The organism is Holtiella tumoricola, assembly GCF_027857615.1.
Taxonomy (GTDB): domain Bacteria; phylum Bacillota; class Clostridia; order Lachnospirales; family Cellulosilyticaceae; genus Holtiella; species Holtiella tumoricola.
Map to the genome: position 1 here is coordinate 45,462 of NZ_JAQIFT010000007.1, position 22,984 is coordinate 68,445.

General features: G+C 34.6%; 21 protein-coding genes and 1 other annotated feature. Of the genes, 14 read left to right on the forward strand and 7 right to left on the reverse strand.

Translation table 11 applies throughout. The features are described from left to right. The first annotated feature begins 28 nt into the window (after window positions 1–28). From iorA to PBV87_RS01025, 4 genes are all read left to right on the forward strand, one after another. A complete protein-coding gene (gene iorA, locus PBV87_RS01010; RefSeq protein ID WP_271010829.1) occupies window positions 29–1,753 on the forward strand; it encodes an indolepyruvate ferredoxin oxidoreductase subunit alpha in 1,725 nt (574 codons plus the stop codon). 1 nt (window position 1,754) lies between these two features. Further along, window positions 1,755–2,336, forward strand: a complete 582-nt coding sequence (locus PBV87_RS01015) for an indolepyruvate oxidoreductase subunit beta (RefSeq protein WP_271010830.1) — start codon at window positions 1,755–1,757, stop codon at window positions 2,334–2,336. 61 nt (window positions 2,337–2,397) lie between these two features. Beyond that, window positions 2,398–3,639 (forward strand): serine hydroxymethyltransferase, encoded by a 1,242-nt coding sequence (gene glyA / locus PBV87_RS01020; protein ID WP_271010831.1) that lies wholly within the window; start codon window positions 2,398–2,400, stop codon window positions 3,637–3,639. Window positions 3,640–3,953: 314 nt separating this feature from the next. Then, entirely contained in the window at window positions 3,954–5,984 is a 2,031-nt protein-coding gene (locus tag PBV87_RS01025; protein ID WP_053985806.1) for an elongation factor G, read from the forward strand. A 128-nt stretch (window positions 5,985–6,112) separates the two neighbouring features. Here the strand turns inward: PBV87_RS01025 and PBV87_RS01030 are convergent, their stop codons facing one another. Beyond that, window positions 6,113–6,631: a zinc ribbon domain-containing protein gene (locus PBV87_RS01030; protein WP_271010832.1), complete on the reverse strand. Its 519-nt coding sequence runs from the start codon at window positions 6,629–6,631 to the stop codon at window positions 6,113–6,115. A 27-nt stretch (window positions 6,632–6,658) separates the two neighbouring features. Then, window positions 6,659–7,087: a hypothetical protein gene (locus PBV87_RS01035; protein ID WP_330680313.1), complete on the reverse strand. Its 429-nt coding sequence runs from the start codon at window positions 7,085–7,087 to the stop codon at window positions 6,659–6,661. Window positions 7,088–7,314: 227 nt separating this feature from the next. Between PBV87_RS01035 and PBV87_RS01040 the strand changes: the two genes are divergently transcribed. Further along, on the forward strand, window positions 7,315–8,004 hold the full coding sequence (locus PBV87_RS01040) for an MgtC/SapB family protein (protein ID WP_271010833.1): 690 nt from the start codon (window positions 7,315–7,317) through the stop codon (window positions 8,002–8,004). Between the two features lie 81 nt (window positions 8,005–8,085). Further along, window positions 8,086–8,296: a binding site (T-box leader), on the forward strand. A gap of 108 nt (window positions 8,297–8,404) precedes the next feature. Further along, entirely contained in the window at window positions 8,405–10,801 is a 2,397-nt protein-coding gene (leuS, locus tag PBV87_RS01045) for a leucine--tRNA ligase (RefSeq protein WP_053985804.1), read from the forward strand. A gap of 61 nt (window positions 10,802–10,862) precedes the next feature. Here the strand turns inward: leuS and PBV87_RS01050 are convergent, their stop codons facing one another. The 3 genes from PBV87_RS01050 to PBV87_RS01060 form a co-directional block, all read right to left on the reverse strand. Then, the gene (locus tag PBV87_RS01050; protein ID WP_271010834.1) at window positions 10,863–11,498 is read right to left on the reverse strand and encodes an SGNH/GDSL hydrolase family protein; all 636 of its coding nucleotides are present in this window, start codon (window positions 11,496–11,498) and stop codon (window positions 10,863–10,865) included. A 283-nt stretch (window positions 11,499–11,781) separates the two neighbouring features. Beyond that, window positions 11,782–12,042, reverse strand: a complete 261-nt coding sequence (locus PBV87_RS01055; RefSeq protein ID WP_053985802.1) for a hypothetical protein — start codon at window positions 12,040–12,042, stop codon at window positions 11,782–11,784. A gap of 27 nt (window positions 12,043–12,069) precedes the next feature. Beyond that, a complete protein-coding gene (locus PBV87_RS01060; protein WP_053985801.1) occupies window positions 12,070–12,675 on the reverse strand; it encodes a hypothetical protein in 606 nt (201 codons plus the stop codon). A 177-nt stretch (window positions 12,676–12,852) separates the two neighbouring features. On the opposite strand from PBV87_RS01060, the gene PBV87_RS01065 reads away from it, so the two are divergent. Both PBV87_RS01065 and PBV87_RS01070 read left to right on the forward strand, forming a co-directional pair. Further along, window positions 12,853–14,265 (forward strand): glycosyl hydrolase family 18 protein, encoded by a 1,413-nt coding sequence (locus PBV87_RS01065; protein WP_271010835.1) that lies wholly within the window; start codon window positions 12,853–12,855, stop codon window positions 14,263–14,265. A 69-nt stretch (window positions 14,266–14,334) separates the two neighbouring features. Next, window positions 14,335–14,715, forward strand: a complete 381-nt coding sequence (locus PBV87_RS01070) for a hypothetical protein (protein ID WP_271010836.1) — start codon at window positions 14,335–14,337, stop codon at window positions 14,713–14,715. 24 nt (window positions 14,716–14,739) lie between these two features. Here the strand turns inward: PBV87_RS01070 and PBV87_RS01075 are convergent, their stop codons facing one another. Together PBV87_RS01075 and PBV87_RS01080 are read right to left on the reverse strand one after the other, a co-directional pair. Further along, a complete protein-coding gene (locus PBV87_RS01075) occupies window positions 14,740–15,006 on the reverse strand; it encodes a hypothetical protein (protein WP_271010837.1) in 267 nt (88 codons plus the stop codon). A gap of 89 nt (window positions 15,007–15,095) precedes the next feature. Beyond that, window positions 15,096–15,296 carry a hypothetical protein gene (locus PBV87_RS01080; protein WP_154668857.1) on the reverse strand — a complete coding sequence of 67 codons (201 nt, stop codon included), beginning with the start codon at window positions 15,294–15,296 and terminating at the stop codon, window positions 15,096–15,098. 508 nt (window positions 15,297–15,804) lie between these two features. On the opposite strand from PBV87_RS01080, the gene PBV87_RS01085 reads away from it, so the two are divergent. The 6 genes from PBV87_RS01085 to PBV87_RS01110 all read left to right on the forward strand — a co-directional run bounded on the left by PBV87_RS01085 (window position 15,805) and on the right by PBV87_RS01110 (window position 22,961). After that, window positions 15,805–17,172: a beta/alpha barrel domain-containing protein gene (locus PBV87_RS01085; protein ID WP_271010838.1), complete on the forward strand. Its 1,368-nt coding sequence runs from the start codon at window positions 15,805–15,807 to the stop codon at window positions 17,170–17,172. Between the two features lie 124 nt (window positions 17,173–17,296). Beyond that, window positions 17,297–19,222 (forward strand): aconitate hydratase, encoded by a 1,926-nt coding sequence (locus PBV87_RS01090; protein ID WP_271010839.1) that lies wholly within the window; start codon window positions 17,297–17,299, stop codon window positions 19,220–19,222. Window positions 19,223–19,277: 55 nt separating this feature from the next. Then, window positions 19,278–20,414: an isocitrate/isopropylmalate family dehydrogenase gene (locus PBV87_RS01095; RefSeq protein WP_053985795.1), complete on the forward strand. Its 1,137-nt coding sequence runs from the start codon at window positions 19,278–19,280 to the stop codon at window positions 20,412–20,414. Window positions 20,415–20,588: 174 nt separating this feature from the next. After that, window positions 20,589–20,834: a hypothetical protein gene (locus tag PBV87_RS01100; RefSeq protein WP_271010840.1), complete on the forward strand. Its 246-nt coding sequence runs from the start codon at window positions 20,589–20,591 to the stop codon at window positions 20,832–20,834. Window positions 20,835–20,932: 98 nt separating this feature from the next. Next, the gene (locus tag PBV87_RS01105; protein WP_271010841.1) at window positions 20,933–22,201 is read left to right on the forward strand and encodes a zinc ribbon domain-containing protein; all 1,269 of its coding nucleotides are present in this window, start codon (window positions 20,933–20,935) and stop codon (window positions 22,199–22,201) included. 97 nt (window positions 22,202–22,298) lie between these two features. After that, on the forward strand, window positions 22,299–22,961 hold the full coding sequence (locus PBV87_RS01110) for a GntR family transcriptional regulator (RefSeq protein ID WP_053985792.1): 663 nt from the start codon (window positions 22,299–22,301) through the stop codon (window positions 22,959–22,961). Window positions 22,962–22,984: the final 23 nt, after the last annotated feature.

Genomic DNA, 22,984 nt, shown 5'->3' on the forward strand with positions numbered 1-22,984 from the left:
ATTATTGGGTAAAATAAAGGGGGATACTATGAAAAAACTAATGCTTGGTAACGAAGCGATAGCAAGAGGTGTTTATGAATCAGGGGCTAGCGTAGCAGCTGCATATCCAGGGACACCAAGTACGGAAATAACAGAATGTATTGCAAAGTATGATGAAATATATGCAGAGTGGTCACCTAATGAAAAGGTAGCAATGGAAGTTGCAATAGGAAGTTCTATTGCAGGTGCAAGGTCAGTAGTATCTATGAAACATGTCGGGCTTAATGTAGCAGCAGATCCACTCTTTACAGCAGCGTATACAGGGGTTAATGCAGGGCTTGTTGTATTTGTAGCTGATGATCCTGGGATGCATAGTTCCCAGAATGAACAAGATACAAGACTTATTGCTAGGGCTGCTAATATCCCTGTACTTGAACCAAGCGATAGTATGGAGTGCAAAACATTTGTAAAATCTGCTATGGAACTGAGTGAAACTTATGATACACCAGTTATTATACGACTTACAACAAGAGTTTCCCATTCACAAAGTATTGTTGAGTGTGAAGATAAAGTAGCTTTTGAAGTAAAACCTTATGAAAAGAATATACGTAAATATGTTATGACACCAGCGAATGCAAAAAATAGGCACCTTATTGTAGAAGAACGTATGAATCGTCTTGCAAAAGATATAAAAACATTAGGATTATATACAGAAGAGCTAAATGATAGTCCAATAGGAATTATTACTAGTGGTGTATGTTATCAATATGTAAAAGAGAGTGGTATTAAAGCAAATATATTAAAATTAGATATGATTAATCCATTACCATTAGATATTATTCAGACTTTTGCAAGTAAAGTCGACCAACTTTATATAGTAGAAGAATTAGAGCCAGCAATAGAAGAGCAGGTAAGAAGTTTAGGGATTGATGCAAAAGGAAAAGAATTTTTTGGAAGGCAAGGAGAAATAACGGTACGTAAAATTCGTGAAGTTCTTGGAATGAAGGTAGAGACAGCTAAAGCACCACTACAACTCCCTATTCGACCACCAGTACTTTGTCCAGGATGTCCTCATAGAGGTGTTTATACCATTCTTAAGAAACTTAATTTAACTGTAACAGGAGACATTGGATGCTATACCCTTGGATCTTCTGAGCCACATGCGGCAATGGATAGTTGTGTATGTATGGGCGCAAGTATTGGTATGACACATGGCTTTGAAAAAGCTCATGGTAAAGAATCTATGAAACATACAGTAGCTATTATTGGAGATTCAACATTTATTCATTCAGGTATTACAGGGCTTATAAATATTGTTTATAACCACGGTGTAGGAACTGTAATTATTGCAGATAATTCTACAACAGGTATGACAGGTCATCAGAACCATCCAGCAACAGGTAAGACACTAAGAGGTGATATTACAAGTACGCTGAACTTGGAAGAACTGGTTAAAGCAATTGGTGTTAAAAATGTGCGTGTTGTAAATGCATATGATATGAAAGCAGTAGAGGTGGCACTTAAAGAAGAAACTGAAAGAATGGAGCCATCAGTTATTATTACCAAAGCACCATGTAAATTACTCATTAAAGAGAGATGGGTACCTTATGAAGTGACAGAAGATTGTATCAACTGTGGAATTTGTATGAGACTTGGATGTCCAGCAATCGTAAAAGGGGAGTCTTGTACAGAGATTAATGATGCATTGTGTGCAGGATGTGGACTTTGTGCGTCTATTTGTCCTAAAAAAGCTATAAGAAAAGGAGAGAACTAAGATGACTAAAAATATACTTATTGTAGGCGTAGGCGGTCAAGGTACATTGCTTACAGGACGCATTATAGGTAACTACGCTTTAAGCAAAGGGCAAGATGTAAAAATGTCAGAAGTGCATGGTATGGCACAACGTGGTGGGAGTGTAGTGATGCAAGTAAAATATGGTGATAAAGTATACTCTCCACTTGTAGAAGTAGGAGAAGCAGATATTATATTTGCTTTCGAAAAATTAGAAGCGCTTAGATACAGTCACTATCTTAAAAAAGATGGCATTATTATTGCAAATACTCAACGCATTGATCCCATGCCAGTGGTGATGGGGCAAGCTAAGTATCCGGAGGATATAGAAGCAACAATTAAAGAAATTAATAAGGATGCATGCTTAATAGATGCATTAGCGATTGCGAAAGAAATCGGTAATGTCAAAGTAGTAAATATGATTATGATCGGTGCATATGCAGCATATATTGGGGATAGTCTAGAAGAATGGGAAGAAATTGTAGAAGTTACAGTTCCTAAACATACAGTAGAGATGAATAAAGTAGCTCTTAAACAGGGATATGAAGCTTATCTTAACAGATAATAATTATCTGTACATAATGATGGTTATCTTGTAAGATAAAAATAGAAAGCAGGTGTTAAAAATGTATTCAATAAATGAAGTTAAAAAAGTAGACCCAGAAATTGCAGCTTTAATAGAACAAGAAACAAAAAGACAACAAAGTAAAATTGAGTTGATTGCCTCAGAGAATTTTGTAAGTGAAGCAGTAATGGCAGCTATGGGAAGTACTTTAACAAATAAATATGCTGAAGGTTATCCAGGTAAGCGTTACTACGGTGGATGTGAAGTAGTAGATCAAGTAGAAGACTTAGCAAGAGAACGTGCAAAGCAACTTTTTGGAGCAGACCACGCAAATGTTCAACCCAATTCAGGATCACAAGCTAATCAAGCAGTATTCTTTGCTGTACTTAAACCAGGAGATACAGTAATGGGGATGAATTTAAGCCATGGTGGTCATTTAACTCATGGTAGCCCAGTTAATATTTCAGGCAAACATTATAACATTGTATCTTATGAAGTAGACAAAGAAACAGGTTTGATCAATTATGATATTGTAAGAGAAAAAGCGCTAGAATCACGCCCTAAAATGATTATTGCAGGGGCAAGTGCATATGGTCGTATTATCGATTTTAAAAAGTTCCGTGAGATTGCAGATGAAGTAGGCGCATATTTAATGGTAGATATGGCACATATTGCAGGATTAATTGCAGCAGATCTTCATCCATCTCCAGTACCTTATGCAGATTTTGTAACAACAACGACGCATAAAACTTTAAGAGGACCACGTGGTGGTATGATCCTATGCAAAGAACAGCATGCTAAAGCAATTGATAAAGCTATTTTCCCAGGTATTCAAGGTGGACCACTTATGCATGTTATTGCAGCTAAAGCAGTATGTTTTAAAGAAGCATTAACCAAAGAGTTTGCAACCTATCAGCAACAAATCTTAGATAATGCAAAAGCACTTTGCGCAGCTCTTAAAGAGAAAGGTTTTACAATTGTATCAGGAGATACAGAAAATCATTTGATGAATGTAGACCTTCGTAATATGCATGTAACAGGAAAAGATGCAGAACATTTATTAGATGAGATTGGTATTACATGTAACAAAAATACGATTCCATTTGATCCAGAAAGTCCATTTGTTACAAGTGGTATTCGCCTTGGTACACCGGCTGTAACAAGTCGTGGTATGAAAGAAGAAGATATGAAAGAAATAGCAGAAATTATGTATCTTGCAATTTCAGACTTTGAAGCAAATCGTAGTGTATGTCAAGAACGTGTTCATACACTATTAGCAAAGTATCCACTCTATAGTGAATAAAGAAAAAACTCCTCCGAGATATCTTGGAGGAGTTTTTTTGAGAAAATAAATACTTTGATTTTATGTATAGGGGGGAGGTTTAATATTTATAATATGATGTTTAAGATAAGAAATTTATTTTGTATACTTTTACACCTATTCAACCATACTAGGAATAGGTATTTTTTCACATTTTCTTTCATATAATTTGAAAGGACAACTTTTATAATATATATTTCATAAAAATTAAAAAAATATAGAAGGATTTTTATGTACTTTGTAGAACATATATTATAAGGGAATATGCTTAATCTAATTCTATAGGAGGTATGTCTATGAATGTCTATGAAACAAAAAATATTCGTAACATTGCGCTATTGGGACACGGAGGATGCGGCAAGACTACACTCGCAGAAGGTATGCTATATACAGCAGGAGGCAAAAATAGATATGGGAAGGTAGAGAATGGAACAACATCTAGTGATTTTGATCCAGAAGAAGTCAAACGTAAGATTTCGATTCGTACATCTCTTATTCCTGTAGAATGGAAAGAGCACAAGATAAATGTATTAGATACACCAGGATATTTTGATTTTGTAGGAAATGTAAAAGAGGCCTTAAGTGTTTCAGATGCAGCAGTTATTGTTATGAAAGCATCAAGTGGTGTTGAAGTTGGGACAGAAAAAGCATGGGAAGCTTGTGAGACAATGAAGTTACCACGTATGCTTTATATTACAGAAATGGATGCACCCAATGTAAACTATGAAGCCATTTTAGAAAATTGCAAAGCCAAATTTGGTCCTAGTGTAGCACCTATGCAAGTACCTTGGTATGATGGTGAAAAGTATATTGGGTATATCCATGCAGTAAAAATGGTAGCAAGAAGATTTGAAGGTGATAGGGTTGTTGAATGTCCTATTCCAGAAGGCTATGAGGATGAACTTCACCTTGTACGTACAATGATTCTTGAGGCTGTTGCTGAGACAGATGAAATGCTTATGGAAAAATATTTTGCTGAAGAAGAGATTACAATTAGTGAGATAGAAAAAGCCCTTAAAGTGGGTGTAGCAAATGGTGATATTGTACCTGTATTATGTGGTAACTCTGTAGATCGTGCAGGTATTCGTACGTTAATGGATAATATTATTCGTTGTTTCCCTTCTCCAGATGAAGCGATCCATGCATGTGATATTGATGGTAAAGCAGGCATCTTTGTGTTTAAGACAATGGTAGACCCATTCATTGGTAAATTCTCCTTATTTAAAGTAAGAAGTGGTAAGATTAGTCGAGATGACAGCTTACTCAATGTGCGTACAGGTGATACAGAGAAATTTGTTCATATTTATGTTCTACAAGGTAAAGAACAAACAGAAGTTGAGACTTTAAATGCGGGTGATATTGGAGCTGTTGCTAAACTTAAAGATGTAAGCACAAATGATACTTTGTGTGATAAAGATGCAAATTTAGAATATGAACCTATAGAATTTGATAAACCTTATGTAAAAATGGCAATCTTCCCTCTTGGAAAAGGTGATGAAGAAAAGATGTCTACATCTCTTGCTAAACTTATGGCAGAAGATAAGACTTTCTATACAGAGTATGATAAAGAAACACATGAAACAGTTATTCATGGTATTGGCGAGCAACAGCTTGATGTCATTGTAAGTATGCTAGCAGACAAATTCAAAGTAGCTGTTAAGCTTGAAAGGCCAACAACACGTTATCGTGAAACAATTAAAGGGAAAATGCAAGTACGTGGTAAGCATAAGAAACAATCAGGTGGCCACGGCCAATATGGAGATGTGGTTATGGAGTTTGAACCATCAGGTGATTTAGAGATGCCTTATATCTTTGAAGAAAAGGTCTTTGGTGGAGCAGTTCCCAAACAATACTTCCCAGCTGTAGAAAAAGGTCTAGAAGAATGTATTCATAGAGGTGTACTTGCAGGATATCCTGTAGTGGGGCTAAAAGCTGTGTTATTAGATGGTTCTTATCATCCAGTTGATTCTTCAGAAATGGCCTTTAAAATGGCAACAACTATTGCTTTTAAAGAAGGTGTAGTAAAGGCGAAACCAACTATTCTTGAACCTATTGCACACGTTGAAATTTGTGTGCCAGAAGAATACACTGGTGATATTATGGGAGATATGAAAAAGCGTCGTGGACGCCTAATTGGAATGGAACTTAAAGGTAAGAAGCAAATCATTGTTGCTGAAGTACCTATGTCAGAAATTTATCGTTATGCTACAGACCTTCGTTCTATAACACAGGGACGCGGTGTTGTAGAATACAACTTTGAACGTTATGAGGAAGCACCGCAAGATGTTCAAGATAAAGTGATTGAAGCAAGAAAAGAAATGGCATAGAATATCTGTCATGTAAAGAGATAAGTGGATTTAATAAAGGTGAAGCCCCTATATAATTAGAGTATTAATCTAATTATATAGGGGCTTTAGTTATATAATCATATAAAGTGATTGTACGACAATAGAATTTAGTAATATAAATAAGAAGATGCACCAACAGCAAAAATGCTAATGAGAACAAGAATATAAAGTACGAAGAAAATAATGCCTACAATAAAAGCAACAAATCCAGCACGATTCCATGTAGCTTGAGTTGCTAAAAAGTCTTCAACATTATCAAATTTTCCACTTTTCCAAGCCCACTCATTGCCTTTAGCACCACATACAAAAATCCAAACAATATTAAATATAGGTATAAGACAAAGTAGTGGTAAATAGCTATAGTTACCAATTCCCCACATGATGTTAAAGAAAAAGGCACCCCAATTCCATTTTTTAATTTCAGCTGGCACAGTACCAGGTTGATGTGAGTATGTAGCTTGAACATGCATATTTGGAGCAGTATCTGTATAGTTATATGTACTATCAGAAGAAGGTTCTACATTGATTGTAGGTACCATAGGAGCTTCTTGTGAAATGAAAACACCACAAGAAGGGCAAAAGGCTTCATTCCCTTCAAGAGGGGCATTACATTTTGGGCAGTTCATAGATATAATCTCCTTTTAAATTAAATTTTACCAATAAAGTAACATAGAAAAGAGTGCAGTATAAAGGATTACGCCAAATACACCCATTACAAGAGAAAAGATAAATTTAGCAATACCACCACGATTCCAGGTTTTTTGGATTGTTAAGAACTTTTGAAGATCTTCATGTTGATAGTTATTACTTTTCCAAGCCCACTCATTCCCTTTAAATCCACAAACAAACATCCAAATAAAGTTAAAGTAAGGAATAAGACATAAAAGAGGTAGATAGGTTTTATTGCCAACGCCCCACCATATATTGAAGATAAAAGCACCCCAGTTCCATTTTTTAATTTCTACAGGTATCCCAGCTTGAGTTTGATAGTTCATATTAATACCATCATAAGTAATTGCTTGACCGCACTTTGGGCAAAAGTTTTCCCCATGTAGTTCAGTATGACAGATTGGGCAATTCATAAGATTCCTCCCTAAATAGTTTGATTAAAACAAATATATGATTATAGCTTAAGTATATATCACTTAAAACTAAATGTCACCTTTCTTATAGTCTTGGCATATACCTAGAACATACCCAAAATATCTAGTGGAGGCCAACTATTTATACATTATTTTTTTAAAAATGGAAGAATAGGGCGGTTAGCCGTTTGATAAAACAAATTCTAGAGAGAAAAAGAGGTGGGACCATGGAGCTTATTGAGTATTTAAGAGAAATTAATACAGTATCTATTATCCTTAGATTAAGTCTCGCCACACTTTTTGGGGGGATTATTGGATTTGAAAGAGGAAGAAAGAAACGGCCAGCAGGGCTAAGAACACATATATTAGTGTGCATTGGAGCCAGTCTTGCGATGATTACCAATCAATATATTGTACAAATATTAGGGATGGATGGTGATCCAACAAGATTAGGCGCACAAGTTATTAGTGGAATAGGTTTTTTAGGTGCAGGAACCATATTAGTAACAGGTAAACAACAGGTGAAAGGTTTAACAACAGCAGCAGGATTATGGGCATCTGCCTGTATGGGATTAGCTATAGGTATAGGCTTTTACGAAGGAGCAGTTATAGGATGCTTATTTATTTTAGGAGGTATGACTGTTCTGCATAAACTAGATAGGAAATTAATTGACAAAGCAAAAGAAGCAGAGTTTTATATAGAGATTGCTAGTATTCAAGATCTAAAAGGAGTATTAGAAAGCTTAAAGGAAGAAAAGATTCAAATAATATCTTTGGAAATTACTAAGTGTAGACTAGAGGGGTTGGAAAAAATAGGACTTTTTATTACATTAAAACCTTTTAGGCATTGCACCCACTTAAATCTAATTGAGACGTTGGCTTTTATTTCAGAAGTAGAGTATATTGAAGAATTATAAATAATTTCCTAAAGACGTTGATTTTGCATAAATGATATGATAAAATTACTTTGACATAATATAAAGAAATATGAATATTTGTGTAATGTGAAGAAACGAAGTAGTAGTACCAACTTCCTTTTCAGAGAGCTATTGGGTGGTGAGAAATAGCAAGAAAGTGTATGAACTCGTCGTGGAGCATCTTGATTGAACTAGAGTAGATTAAGCGGGACTTCCCGTTATAGAAGATACAAGTGCAACCGTGTAGGTTGAATTAGAGTGGTACCGCGAAATAATGCCTTTCGTCTCTATAAAAGAATAGAGATGAAGGGCTTTTTTATATTAATATGGAAATTATTTCATCATTCCAGTTAATACTATAAACAAAATATCTTAAGTTAACTATAAAGGAGGAATCATCATGCAATACAACCCACAAGAAGTTGAACAAAAGTGGAGAAAAAGATGGGAAGAAAGCCCAATTAATGAAGATACTGAAGACAAAAAACATTACTACTGTTTAGATATGTTCCCATATCCATCAGGTAATGGTCTTCATGTAGGTCACTGGAGAGGATATGTTTTATCAGATGTTTGGAGTCGTTATCAAATCCTTCATGGATACCATGTCCTTCATCCAATGGGGTGGGATGCCTTCGGTCTTCCAGCTGAAAACTATGCAATCCAAAAGAAAGTACATCCAGCAACTGCTACAGCAGAAAATGTTGCAAACTTCAAACGTCAGCTTCAAGAAATCAGTGCAGTTTATGACTGGGATAAAGAAGTTAATACAACAGATCCTAACTACTACAAATGGACACAATGGATCTTCCTTAAAATGTTTGAAAATGGCTTAGCTTATGAAAAAGAAATGCCAATTAACTGGTGTCCATCATGTAAAACAGGTCTTGCAAACGAAGAAGTTAAAGATGGTGGATGTGAACGTTGTGGTAGCACAGTGACAAAGAAAAACCTTCGTCAATGGATGCTTAAAATCACAGCTTATGCAGAAAGACTTCTTAACGACTTAGATGGTTTAGAGTGGCCAGAAAAAGTTAAGAAAATGCAAGCTGACTGGATCGGTAAAAGCTATGGTGCTGAAATCGACTTTAATGTAGAAGGAACTGATAAGAGTCTTAAAGTTTTCACAACACGCCCAGATACACTTTATGGCGCAAGTTTTATGGTACTTGCTCCAGAACATGCAGATGTACTTGAACTTGCAGATGAAAGCCAAAAAGAAGCTGTTGAGAAATATGTATTTGATGCATCTACTAAATCATCAGTTGACCGTATGGCTGACAAAGAAAAAACAGGTGTGTTCTTAGGTAAATATGCGATTAATCCACTTAACGGAAATCGTCTTCCAATTTGGATTTCAGACTATGTACTTGCAGACTATGGTACAGGTGCTATTATGTGTGTACCAGCACATGATGAACGTGACTTTGCATTTGCAACTAAGTTTGAACTTCCAATTATCCAAGTTATTTCAAAAACTGGTGAAGAAGAAAAACTTGAAGAAGCTTTTACTGAAGAAGGTATCATGATTAACTCTGGTGAGTTTAATGGTATGAAATCAAGTGAGGCTAAAGTTAAAATTCCAGATTACCTTGAATCAAAAGGTATTGGTACAAAAACAACAAACTACAAACTTCGTGACTGGGTATTTTCACGTCAACGTTACTGGGGTGAGCCAATTCCAGTTGTACACTGTGACTGCTGTGGCGTAGTTGGTGTTAAAGAAGAAGATCTTCCTGTTAGACTTCCAGATGTAGAAAGCTATGAACCAACAGGTACAGGTGAATCTCCACTTGCTGCTATTGAAGAGTGGGTAAACACAACATGTCCAAAATGTGGTGGTCCTGCTAAACGTGAAACAAATACAATGCCACAATGGGCTGGATCTTCTTGGTACTTCTTAAGATATCCAAACCCACACAATGACAAAGAGCTTATTAGCCAAGAAGATATGAAAAAATGGTTACCTGTTGATATGTATGTAGGTGGTATCGAACATGCTGTTCTTCACTTACTTTATGCACGTTTCTATACAAAATTCTTAAATGATATTGGTGTAGTAGACTTTGCAGAACCATTTAAACGTCTTTTCAACCAAGGTATGGTTACAAAAGATGGTGCTAAAATGAGTAAATCAAAAGGAAATGTTGTTTCTCCAGATGAACTTGTCTCTAAATATGGTTGTGACTCACTTCGTATGTACGAACTCTTTATTGGACCACCAGAACTTGATAGTGAGTGGGATGATAGAGGTATTGAAGGGGTATACCGTTTCTTAAATAAAGTATGGAGACTTATTAGTGAAAACAAAGAAGTACCTGCTACAAAAGAAATGGAGCGTATTCGTCACAAAATGGTATACGATATCACACAACGTATGGAAAGTTTCAACTTAAATACCGTTGTAAGTGGATTTATGCAATACACAAACAGCTTAGTAGATATCCAAAAACAAGCTGGTGGTATTGATCATGAAACAATCAAAACACTTATTGTATTACTTGCACCATTTACACCTCACATTAGTGAAGAGTTATGGGAACAAGCAGGTGAAGCAGGTAGTGTATTCAAACAAGCGTGGCCAACATATGATGAGTCTAAAATGGTAGAAGATGAAATCGAAGTAGCTGTTCAAGTAAGTGGTAAAATGGCTGGTAAGATTAAAGTTGGTGTAGAAGAAGCAGAAGAGAGTGTACTTGCAAAAGCTCATGAAGTAGCTGCAGCACGTCTTGAAGGAAAACAAATTGTAAAAGAAATCTATGTTAAAGGTCGTATCGTTAACATTGTAGCTAAATAATAAAATATAAAAAGAGCTGTTGATCAACAGCTCTTTTTATATTTTAAGAAAATACTCTGGCTTACATATTTTTGAGAATAATAGGAGCAAGTGCCTTGGCGAAGTGAGTATGGCTTTCTTTATCAAAATGCATAAAGTCTATAGGATTGGCAGTCACGACCTCGTTAGCGTTGAAGAAATAACATCTATGACGTTTAGCACAAATTCGCATAAGCTCAGGCAGTTGTTGTGATTTCCTTACACAATCTTTTCCCATTTCACCAGCTACAGGAGAAGCATAGACTTCATCTAGAATAATAATAGGTGCGACTATAAGTATTTTTATATCTGACTTCCAAACAGGCATACTTTTAGCTTTTTGAATGAGACGGTCAATACCATCAGCAATATTTTGAGGGCTGGCTGAAAAACGTTCTTTACAGTCATTAGTGCCCAGCATAATAACTAATCCATCAATAGGGCAGTGAGACATTAAAGTTGTATGTAGATGCCATTTTCCGTTTAGACCTTCGTTGAGAGGATCATCGAATACGGTTGTTCTTCCGCTTACCCCTTCTTCTATAATCATATATTCATTGCCAAGCAATTGCTGAAGGACTTGAGTCCAACGTATATCATCTTCAAAGCGATCATTGGTCTCAGCATCATACCCCCAAGTATTAGAATCTCCATAGCAAACTATTCTTTTCTTATTCAATAAAACCACCTCCTATAGAAATAATTATGAGAATAGTATAACATAATATAGAAAATATAAAAATAATTTTCTGATGCTTTTATATAGCTGATAAAAATGAAAAATATATTCAAAGAAACAGAAAAAACATCCCACGATAAAAGATATCGTGGGATGTTTTTCTTACGATGTATACACCTTAATAGAGGTGTATTACTAGAAAAGGAGGACTGATATTGGAAAGTTATATAACCTATCTAGTATTATTATATGCTTTAACGTGCCCAAACATGTTAAAGAACATTTACATATTATTTTGCATCATCCTTATAAAGGCATCAAATTGAGTACGTTTTGATGGTGGAAGAGAATTACGCAATTCAACCATAAGTGCTTGTTGTCTTTCGGGTGTCATTTGAACATTATAGCGTTGTGCTTCATTAGAAATAGTCATCATAGCAGGGAGCAATTGTGAAGGGTCCTTTATAGAACGTAAAGTACGTTCTAGGGTAATTAAAAAGTTTTTATTTATACCTGCAAAAGCAGGATGATCAACAAATGCCATAAATAATACCTCCTTATATTTAAATAATTAAGAATTACTTGGTTTCATAAAAACAGAAAGCAAATTGAGTAATTGTTTTTGCTTATCATCTAACAAAGGTGCAAATGCATTAATCATATCAGCAGGGTTAGGACCGGATGATGTGTTATGTTGAGGCTCTGGATCTGTTCCTGTATTTGATGAAGGCATACTATTAAAGAAGTTTGCAAAGTTAAAAGGTGAAGATGCTGAGTCGGATGTTGGTTCAGGATCTATAGAGGAGACAATATCTGCAGTCGATGTATCAGCTTGTTGATTAGAACGACTCATAATATTTTTAACCTCACTTAATTTCATGAGAGCATCTATAATATATGTTTTATCTGAATCCAAGCTATTGCGTATATCTGTAAGCAATCTATTTTCCCAGTTTTCGCCACGCATCATAGAAGGTTCGGGCTCAACGGGGATAGTATCACTATTATAAAGCTGAACAACAGAAATAAATTCTAAGAGTTTGAGGGAAATAGCCAAATTTTTTTGCATTCCTCTATCTAAATAGGGTAGAACACTTTTACATACACGCATAAATTCTGTATTCACTTGGTCATCTAATTGATTACCACTGCGATAAGGTACTGGTGATGTGGTCATAGTGGCCCCTCCTTATTAATTATCTATATAATGTATGTGAGAGGAGACTTGGCATAGAACAAAAAATCAGAAAATAATGCCATTAAAAGTGGTAATTATTGTATACTAATATATAATAGAAATCAGAAAAAGGAATAGTGATAGTTAATAAAATGAGAAAAGGGGATGTAAAAGTCAATGAAGAGTATAAGGAATGCATTGATGAGTATTATGCTTATAAGCTGTTTAGTGATACCTAATCTAATGTATGCATCTAGCCAAGGGTACATGACAACTGGTGAGTTTGTAAAGTTATTAGAATCATTGGATACCTATAGACGTTTAGAGGATGTAAGTAATATAGAAGCAGTACTTACTAGAAAAGATGCAGCAAACATATTGGTGAAGTTAATGGGATATGAAGGTATAGCAAAAGATTATGAAAATAGTAGTGAGTTTAAAGATGTAACCCAATATAAGGGCAATATTGCTCTTGTTAAAGAATTAGGAATTATGAGTGGAGTGAGTGAAACAACTTTTAATCCTACAGGGAAAGTTTCTAAAGAACAGGCAGATACTATTTATGAACGTCTAATGACTAAATTAAGTATACCTACTAAATGGAATCATGCATTTTATGCGATTTCATCCAGTAACCAGATGGATTTAATACCTGAGTATGATGCGATTAGTTTTGGATGGTCTCAGGTAGTATATGATGATACTAACCAAAATTTTAATTTGGAAAGTACTAATGGAAATAATGATTTTAAGATACCAGCAGGATTTTCTGTACCATTGGATTTAGTAAAAGAAAATGGAGGAGAAGCCTATCTTATGATTTTCTTTGAAGACCACAATCAATTGGCTCAAAAGTTGTTAAATGACTCTGGCAAAAGTGAGTATCTAATTAGTCAAATAGTGGGATTATGTAACCAGGTTTCAAAAGATGGTGTTACAAGAAGTTTTGATGGTGTAACAATTGACTTTGAAAACTTTATAAGTAGTGATTTGAAAGAAGCATATATAAATTTTTTAGACAAGTTAAATCTAGAATTAAAAAAGAATAATAAAAAGTTAAATGTAGCATTACAACCTAATATCTATTTTAAGGGATATGATTATAAAGGAATAGGCCAAATAGCAGATAAAATAATTCTTATGGCTCACGATTATGCACCTACAAAATTATCAGTATTTGAGCAAGAACTAGGAGTTGTGATGACACCAATTACGCCTATTAATGAAATTTATAAAGTACTTAATGAGATTACTCATCCAGTAACAGGAACTGAAAATAGGGATAAGATTGTACTTCAAATTTCTTATGGAAGTGTACAGTGGCAAGTAAAAGATAATAAGATAATAAATGCAAAGCCTTATACACCAAGCTATGATAAAATTTATGGCAGGCTTAATATGGAGGGCATGAAAGGGATATATAACGAACAATATCAAAATGCATATGCAACTTATGAACAAGAAGGTATTAAAAATGTTATATGGTATGAGAATAATAAAAGTGTTAAGGCAAAAATAGATTTAGCAAAATTATTTGGAGTTAATAATGTATCTTATTGGCGCTTAGGAACTATACCTCAGTATGAATAGAGAAAAGGTCATTTTTACATAATAGGTGGAATATAATAATAACGAACCTATAGAGAAAGTAGGTAAGTTATGGATCAGTTTATGCGCATTAATTTAGAAAGAGATATTAATGAGATTACCAAACTTATCAAAGGTTATATGACCAAAACTTATATAGATGAATTGACAAGGGAAGTAAGCAGATGTGAAGATTTATGTAATAATAATCGTTCTAAAGAAGTACAACTTCTAGAAGCATTGATACCTTTTTTACCTGTAGAAAAAAGAGGATTATTTGAAGAAGTAGGTAAGATGTTAAGATATGAACAGGTGGCAGATATGATATTGCCTAAAATAGCGATTCCACATCAGCATGATGGTATGCGACAAGATACCAATGAACAGTTTATGCAAGAAATTATTATTAAAGTACTTTTGTTTAAGATTATGAATACAATTGAAAAACGCTAGAACATTCAATGTTCTAGCGTTTTTTTATTTGTTGAAAGATGTGTTGGAAAAGAAAAAGAAAGCAAGAATAATAAGAATAAGCATGTTGGATGATTTGCCGTCACATCCTCCAAATAGGTCTTTGCCGTTTAAAAAAACAAGTGCTATAAGGATAAGCCATATCCATTCATTATTGCCACAACCGAATCTAAATAGTGAAGTCTGCGCCTGAGATGTATTTTCGGTAGTGGAGTTGTAGAAGCAGTTTGGTGAGTCTTCCGCTTGAGAATGAGTGTTGATAAAGTCTGACATAGGAAATACCTCCTGAAATACTTATCTACAACTATTTTATTATAGGATATGGCAAAAAATAACTAATTAATCAATGGGCTAAGATAGGATTAGCATAAACCGCCATTGTTAAAGCAGCAGAAGAAAAGAACAGCGATGATAATCCACCAGTAGTTTCCAAATCCGCATTCGTTCTTGCAGCCACAGCCACAACTATTTCCACTAAATAAATTCTCAATTAATTCACATCCATCTAAGCAGCAGAAGAAGAAGAAAGCGATAATGATCCAGATCCAAGTATTGTTACACATATATAGTTACCACCTTTCATGAATTTCACAAAGTTAATGTTTGGAGTTATTTACAATTAAATTTAAGTTTTAAGTTTAGAGTCAAACTTAAGCTATAAAGCCTAAGTTTGAAGTTTGAAGTTTTGATTGTTACTTCAATATTATCTTATGAGATTAGGGAAAAAATGTTACTCGTTTTTTCCATTTTTATCTAATAAAAAAATTAAAAGTAAAAAAAGGAGGATAGTGTCTGTAGAAAAGGAGGAATGAAGTTGTCTTTTAGAATTTGCAGTGTTTAAGAAATTTGGATCAATATCTTTATGATTTTCTTGGTCTGGAGTAAAAAGATGCATAAATTCACTTCCTTTTAATGAAATGTTTTGTACTATAATATGAGCTTATATAGTTTTATATACAAAAATGAAAATTATGTATTGACATCTAAATTACTATTGTATACAATTATACCAATAATAATTTTCAGAAATTTAATGTATACAATACATGTTAATTCAAAAGGGGGATTAGAATGTTTGAAATAGATAAGAAGTCGAATTTGTTAGAATTACCAGAATACCGCTATCAGCTTAAAGAAGTTGATACACCAGTTATGTTTAGAGAATTTTATCCATATGAAGAAATTCCTAAGATTGCCTTCAATAATGTGCATGTTCCAATTAACATGCCATCAGATATCTGGATTACGGATACAACTTTTAGAGATGGCCAACAGTCTAGAGCCCCTTATACAACAGAGCAAATAGTTAAGATTTATAAGATGTTGAATAGATTAGGTGGACCTAAAGGGATTATCAGACAAACGGAATTTTTCCTTTATAGTGAGCAAGATAGGCGTGCTGCATTAGAATGTATGGAGCTAGGATATGAGTTCCCTGAGATTACATCATGGATTCGTGCTTCAAAGAAAGATTTCCAACTTGTAAAGGATATGGGGATTAAAGAAACGGGTATTTTAGTAAGTTGCTCGGATTATCATATTTTTCATAAACTTCATATGAAACGTAGCGAAGCAATTGAACATTATTTAGGTGTAGTGAAGGAGTGTATTGAAGCTGGTGTTAAACCTCGTTGCCACTTTGAGGATATAACAAGAGCAGATATTTTCCATTTTGTTATTCCGTTTGCACGCGAGCTTATGAAATTAATGGAAGAAACTGGTGTACCAGTGAAAATTCGTGCTTGTGATACTATGGGCTATGGCGTATGCTACCCAGGTTCTATGATTCCAAGAAGTGTGCATGGCATTATTTATAACTTGCACAAAGATGCAGGTGTACCTCATGAACTTCTTGAATGGCATGGACATAATGACTTTTATCGTGCAGTAGCAAACTCAACAGTAGCATGGTTATACGGAGCAAGTAGTGTTAACTGTTCTTTATTTGGAATAGGAGAGCGTACAGGAAATACACCATTAGAAGCAATGGTTATAGAGTATGCACAGTTAAAAGGTACATTAGATGGAATGGACCCTACAGTTATAACAGAACTTGCGGAATACTATGAGAGAGAACTCGGTGAAGTTATTCCACCAAGAACACCATTTGTAGGTAAGAACTTTAATGTAACGCGTGCAGGAATCCATGCAGATGGACTTCTTAAAAATGAAGAAATCTATAATATTTTTGATACAGATAAATTATTGAATCGTCCAGCACGTGTTGCTATTAGTAACACATCAGGGCTAGCAGGTATCGCTCATTGGATTAATAGTAACCCAAGTCTTTATGATTTAAATGAGTTAGATAAAAATGATCCACTGTGTCTATATTTGAAGCAATGGGTAGATGAAGAATATGAAAATGGACGTGTAACTTTAATTACAGATGAAGAGTTAGAACAATTAATCGAAGAATATATGAGTAAAAAACAATAGAACTATAGGAAATGGATAAAAAAATAATGTACTAATGAAAACAGGGTTGTACAAATATACTCTAGATTAAATTTTTATAATTATATATAATATTTTATATAGATTAGAATATAGGAGGGGAAGCATGGGATTTACATTAACTGAGAAAGTATTAAAAGCTCATCTTGTAGAAGGTGAAATGGTAAAAGGGCAAGAAATAGGAATTCGTATAGATCAAACATTAACACAAGATTCAACAGGAACAATGGCTTATTTACAATTTGAAGCAATGGGTATTGATCAAGCTAAGACAAAACGTTCTGTAGCATACATTGATCACAATATGCTTCAACAAGGGTTCGAAAATGCAGATGACCATAAATACATTCAAACAGTTACACATAAACATGGAATTTATTTTTCTAAGCCTGGAAATGGAATTTGCCATCAAGTACATGTAGAACGTTTTGGTGTGCCAGGGCAAACTCTATTAGGTTCTGATAGCCATACACCAACAGGTGGTGGAATAGGAATGATAGCTATAGGAGCTGGGGGACTAGATGTAGCAGTTGCTATGGGAGGGGGTACTTATTACATTACGATGCCTAAAGTAGTCAATGTTGAGCTTATAGGTAAGCTTAAATCTGGCGTATCAGCTAAAGATATCATTTTAGAAGTACTTCGTAACTTAAGTGTTAAAGGTGGTGTTGGCAAGGTTATTGAGTACACAGGAGAAGGGGTTAAATCTTTATCTGTTCCAGAACGTGCAACCATTACCAATATGGGAGCAGAATTAGGTGCTACAACTTCTGTTTTTCCAAGTGATGAAGTGACACATGCCTTTTTGAAAGCTCAATCTAGAGAAGCTGATTTCACACCATTAACTGCAGATCAAGATGCTGTATATGATGAAAAACTTACTATTAATTTAGATGAGTTAGAACCATTAGTAGCCCTTCCTCATAGCCCAGATAATGTAAAAACAGTTAGTGAAGCAGCAGGTGTTAAAGTAGACCAAGTAGCTATTGGAAGTTGTACAAACGGATCTTATTTAGATTTAATGAAAGTAGCTAAGATTCTTAAAGGTAAAACAGTTCATAAAGATGTAAGTTTGGTTATTGCACCAGGTTCTAAACAAGTTTTAACTATGCTTGCAGCTAATGGTGCACTTGCAGATTTAGTAGCTGCTGGTGCACGTATATTAGAATCAGGGTGTGGGCCTTGTATCGGTATGGGGCAAGCTCCAGCAACTGATGCCATTTCACTTCGTACTTTCAATCGTAACTTTAAGGGTCGTTGTGGTACCACTTCAGCAGGGGTATACCTCGTAAGTCCAGAAACTGCAGCAGTAAGTGCTTTAACAGGTGTTCTTACTTCACCACTTACTATAGAAGATATAGACTTAACTATCGAAATGCCAGAAACGTTTGTTGCAAATGATAATATGGTTATCCCTCCAAGTACTTCACCAAATGAAGTGGAAGTTGTAAGAGGACCAAATATTAAACCATTCCCTCTTAATAAGGTACTTGAGACATGTAGTGGAAAAGTACTTATTAAAGTAGAAGATAATATTACGACTGACCATATTATGCCTTCTAATGCAAGCTTACTGCCATTCCGTTCGAATGTACCATATCTTGCAAAATTCTGTTTAACACCATGTGATGAAAGTTTCCCAGAACGTGCAGTAGAAAATGGTGGAGGAATTATTGTAGGTGGGGACAATTATGGTCAAGGTTCTTCCCGTGAGCATGCTGCACTTGCACCACTCCAACTTGGTATTCGTGCTGTTCTTACAAAGAGCTTTGCACGTATTCATAAAGCAAATTTAATTAATTCAGGTATTTTACCACTTGTGTTTGTAAATCCAGAAGACTATCACACTATTGATGTGATGGATGAATTAGATATTTTAGATGTTAAAGCAAAAGTAGAGACAGAAGACTATTTAACAGTGAGAAATACAACGAAGGGTCTAGATTATAATGTGAAATTAGAAGTATCTGATCGTGAAAGACAAATGCTCCTTTTAGGTGGGAAAATCAACATGATTAAAGAAGCACAATAAGAAAGTAGATCAAATGAAATAAGACAAAGAGTGATATTAAGGGAGGACATAAAGAATGGAAAAATTACAGGTAGCAAGTGAACATTTTGCAAAAATCGTTGAAGAGCAATTAGCACGCGTAGAACGTATGAAACAAGATCCAGGACCTGTGGACTATGAAACCATGGATAAAATTATTATCGGATGTTGTGGTGGAGATGGAATTGGGCCTGCTATTACAGCAGAAGCGGAACGCGTACTTAAAGCTGTTTTAAAAGATGAAGTAGAAAGTGGAAAAATTGAGTTTAGAACCATTGAAGGTTTAACCATTGAAAATCGTATTGCTGTAAATAAAGCAATTCCAGATGATGTATTAGAAGAACTTAAAGCTTGTGATATCATTCTTAAGGGACCAACAACTACACCATCAAAAGGTGATGGACCTAATATTGAAAGTGCCAATGTAGCAATGCGTCGTGAATTAGACTTATTTGCAAATGTACGTCCTGTAAGTGTCCCAGAACTTGGTATTGATTGGACTTTCTACCGCGAGAATACAGAAGGTGAATATGTACTTGGTAGTCGTGGTATACATATTGATGAGGATGTAGCTTTTGATTTTAGAGTAATCACAACACAAGGGGTTAAACGTATTGCAAGAGCAGCTTTTGAATTTGCACGTAAAAATGGAAAAAAACGTGTTGCAATTATTACAAAAGCAAATATTCTCAAGAAAACGGATGGTAAGTTCTTAGAACTTTGCTATGAAGTAGCTCGTGAATATCCAGAGATTGAGGCTGATGACTGGTTTGTAGATATTATTTCAGCTAACTTAATCAATGAAAAAGTAAGAAGTGGTTTTGAAGTATTTGTACTTCCAAACTTATATGGTGATATCATTACTGATGAAGCGGCTCAAATTCAAGGTGGAGTAGGAACAGCAGGTAGTGCCAATGTTGGGAATCGTTATGCCATGTTTGAAGCTATCCATGGTAGTGCACCACGTATGGTAGAAACAGGGCGCGCGCAGTATGCTAATCCAGCAAGTATGATCAAAGCAGCAGAACTTCTTCTTCGTCATATTGGTTATAAAGATAAAGCTGATTGCGTCATTAGGGCACTGAATATTGCCAATGAAACAGTAAAATTGACAGGTCGTAGTGATGGTGCTACAGGTGCTGAATTTGCAGATTGTGTAATTAATAATCTATAAGATATAAGGTTTTAATAGAATACAAGAGAGGCTGTTGCACCAGGTGTAACAGCCTTGTTTAATATCTAAAGCATTAAAAAAGAATATATTTCATATATTTAAATAAAAAGTCAAAGGGCTAAGTGAAATTACATTTTATCTATAAAAGGTGAAGTAATTGAAGGGGGGAGTAAGATGAAGAGAAAATGGGATTTTGTTAAAACGCCAGGGGAATGGATCGGAATAACATGTATAGGTATGAGCTTGATCTCAGTTCTTATGATGTATATACAACAATGTAATTACTGGAATGATGTGGTTGAATTATTTTGTTTAGGTGGAGGCTTGCTCCTTACATATAAGGAAGGAATATGGGTAAAGGTATTAGCTGGAACCTTTTATTTTATATTTATTGTATTTATTATAGGAGAATTTATTTAATAAAAGATAAAAAATTTTATATAGAGGGAGGCATAAATTGGACAACCATCTTCATATATTTTATTAGTACAAAAGTATAATAAAATGGGGGGAAACCAATGAAGGTGGAAAAAAGGGTTATTATAGGAGTTGGTATTGCGGTATGTCTTATAGTGATTACATCATGTTGCTTATGGAGTAGCTATAAAGGTCAGTCCAAGTATATTTTGAATAAATATTTAGAAGCTATTAATAATAGAGATTACAGTACTGCAGTGTCATATATGTATAAAGATGAAAAGCTTTTAAGCTTTACTGAAGAAGCGTTATCTAATTTTATACAAAATTATTTTGAGGAAAAAGAATTTATAAAAGTAAAGGCGACATCTAGTAAGATAGGTGACCAAAGTAAAGATGCTAAAAAGAAATTTTATGAGGTTAAATATAATTTCGCAACGAAAAGTATTACTAATACACTAAGCCTTATACAGATAGAAAATAAGTGGCAGGTTGTTTTTCCGTTTCGTATAGAAGATATTCATATTTATACACCATTAGGTTCAAGTGTATGGTTTGACGATCAGCAAGTAACAGATAAAGAGGATAATAAATATGTAGTTAAGAATGTATTACCTGGGAATTATGTGGTACGTGTTGTCTTTCCTAATGAAATGTGTGGAGATTATGTAACGACTATTAATGTTCCTACAGAAACAGAAGTAATTGTACCTTATCAAACTGTAGAAGTAAGCGTAGAGTGTATGAGTGGTACAGTTGTAGAGCTAGGAGGAGAGCAACAAGTTAATAAAGATGGGGTTGTGTTATTTGAGAATGTATTAGAAGGGACATATCCTTTAAAGATTTATGATACATATGGTAATATTGAAACATATGAAGAGCCTATTAGTGTTTCACAAGAGAATAGAAGTTTCAATGTTGAAAAGTTTACACTTTCTACTTTAGGGAATGAAAGGCTTAAAAAGAGTGTTGATAATTTTTATAGTGCCTATATTGATGGAATTAAAAATCATGAAAGTAATTTTATCAATGATTTTGCTGTAGCAGAAATTAGTGCACATTTAATAGAAGAATTTGAAGCATGGTTTGTGGATGGAAAGAATTTAAAAGATGCTAGGATGGAAGTAGAAATTGAACAAATTAATATGAACAGTGAAGGTGTAGTAGAAGTAGAAACCCTTGAAGTTGTAAAAATGACTAATAAAGAAGCAGATGCAGGCGGAAAGATTTATGAAAGAGAATATCAAGTTACTTTAAAGTGGATTATGGAGCTTATTCGTGAGGGTGAAAGTTATAAATTGAAGGATAGAACCATAGCAGAAAGCCTTGTTTCTTATAAGGATAAAGATGGAAGATGGGTTGCTTATTAAAAATAGAAAAAACCATTGCACTTTTCTTAGAATTTGTTAGAATAAGGTTTGTATACATAGATACGCGTACCAAAAGGTGCGGGTAAGGAGGACAAAAGTGAGTTACAGTACAGCTGGAACAGACAAAGCTTCTTTAAGGGGAAGAGTATTTAATGCAATTAGAGAAGCTATTTTAGATGGGAGCTATAAGCCAGGGGATGTTTTACGTGAAAGTACAATAGCCAATGAACTAGGGGTAAGTAGAACACCTGTAAGAGAAGCGATTAGACAGCTAGAACTTGAAGGATTAGTACAATCTATTCCAAATAAAGAGACCGTTGTAGCAGGGATTACAGATGAAGATGTTGAAGATATTTATCTTATTAGATCAAGGTTAGAGGGGTTAGCAGCACGAAAAGCTGCAACAAAAATTACAGAAGAAGATTTAAAACAAATGGAAGAGATTCTAGCACTTACAGCTTTTTATGTTGAGAAGAATGAGTTTAATCAATTAAAAGAGTTAGATCATAAGTTCCATGATATTATTTATAATGCAACGCGTAGTAAGACGCTTAACCATATTTTATCGGATTTTCATCATTATGTACAAAAAGCAAGGAAGGCTTCTATTTCTACACCAGGTAGAGCTAAAGAGTCTTGGAAAGAGCATGAAGCTATCTATTTAGCACTTAAAGAACGAGATGGTGAAAAAGCGGAAAAACTTGTTGGACAACATATTAAAAACGTTGAATACAATATGCATATTAATACAAATGAATAATAAAAGGGCCTTGCAATGTCATG

Bases quoted from the DNA above. Each gene is read 5' to 3' on its own strand.
- iorA (WP_271010829.1), top strand. From the start codon at position 29: ATGAAAAAACTAATGCTTGGTAACGAAGCGATAGCAAGAGGTGTTTAT.
- PBV87_RS01015 (WP_271010830.1), top strand. From the start codon at position 1,755: ATGACTAAAAATATACTTATTGTAGGCGTAGGCGGTCAAGGTACATTG.
- glyA (WP_271010831.1), top strand. From the start codon at position 2,398: ATGTATTCAATAAATGAAGTTAAAAAAGTAGACCCAGAAATTGCAGCT.
- PBV87_RS01025 (WP_053985806.1), top strand. From the start codon at position 3,954: ATGAATGTCTATGAAACAAAAAATATTCGTAACATTGCGCTATTGGGA.
- PBV87_RS01030 (WP_271010832.1), bottom strand. From the start codon at position 6,631: ATGAACTGCCCAAAATGTAATGCCCCTCTTGAAGGGAATGAAGCCTTT.
- PBV87_RS01035 (WP_330680313.1), bottom strand. From the start codon at position 7,087: ATGAATTGCCCAATCTGTCATACTGAACTACATGGGGAAAACTTTTGC.
- PBV87_RS01040 (WP_271010833.1), top strand. From the start codon at position 7,315: ATGGAGCTTATTGAGTATTTAAGAGAAATTAATACAGTATCTATTATC.
- leuS (WP_053985804.1), top strand. From the start codon at position 8,405: ATGCAATACAACCCACAAGAAGTTGAACAAAAGTGGAGAAAAAGATGG.
- PBV87_RS01055 (WP_053985802.1), bottom strand. From the start codon at position 12,042: ATGGCATTTGTTGATCATCCTGCTTTTGCAGGTATAAATAAAAACTTT.
- PBV87_RS01060 (WP_053985801.1), bottom strand. From the start codon at position 12,675: ATGACCACATCACCAGTACCTTATCGCAGTGGTAATCAATTAGATGAC.
- PBV87_RS01065 (WP_271010835.1), top strand. From the start codon at position 12,853: ATGAAGAGTATAAGGAATGCATTGATGAGTATTATGCTTATAAGCTGT.
- PBV87_RS01070 (WP_271010836.1), top strand. From the start codon at position 14,335: ATGGATCAGTTTATGCGCATTAATTTAGAAAGAGATATTAATGAGATT.
- PBV87_RS01075 (WP_271010837.1), bottom strand. From the start codon at position 15,006: ATGTCAGACTTTATCAACACTCATTCTCAAGCGGAAGACTCACCAAAC.
- PBV87_RS01080 (WP_154668857.1), bottom strand. From the start codon at position 15,296: ATGTGTAACAATACTTGGATCTGGATCATTATCGCTTTCTTCTTCTTC.
- PBV87_RS01085 (WP_271010838.1), top strand. From the start codon at position 15,805: ATGTTTGAAATAGATAAGAAGTCGAATTTGTTAGAATTACCAGAATAC.
- PBV87_RS01090 (WP_271010839.1), top strand. From the start codon at position 17,297: ATGGGATTTACATTAACTGAGAAAGTATTAAAAGCTCATCTTGTAGAA.
- PBV87_RS01095 (WP_053985795.1), top strand. From the start codon at position 19,278: ATGGAAAAATTACAGGTAGCAAGTGAACATTTTGCAAAAATCGTTGAA.
- PBV87_RS01100 (WP_271010840.1), top strand. From the start codon at position 20,589: ATGAAGAGAAAATGGGATTTTGTTAAAACGCCAGGGGAATGGATCGGA.
- PBV87_RS01105 (WP_271010841.1), top strand. From the start codon at position 20,933: ATGAAGGTGGAAAAAAGGGTTATTATAGGAGTTGGTATTGCGGTATGT.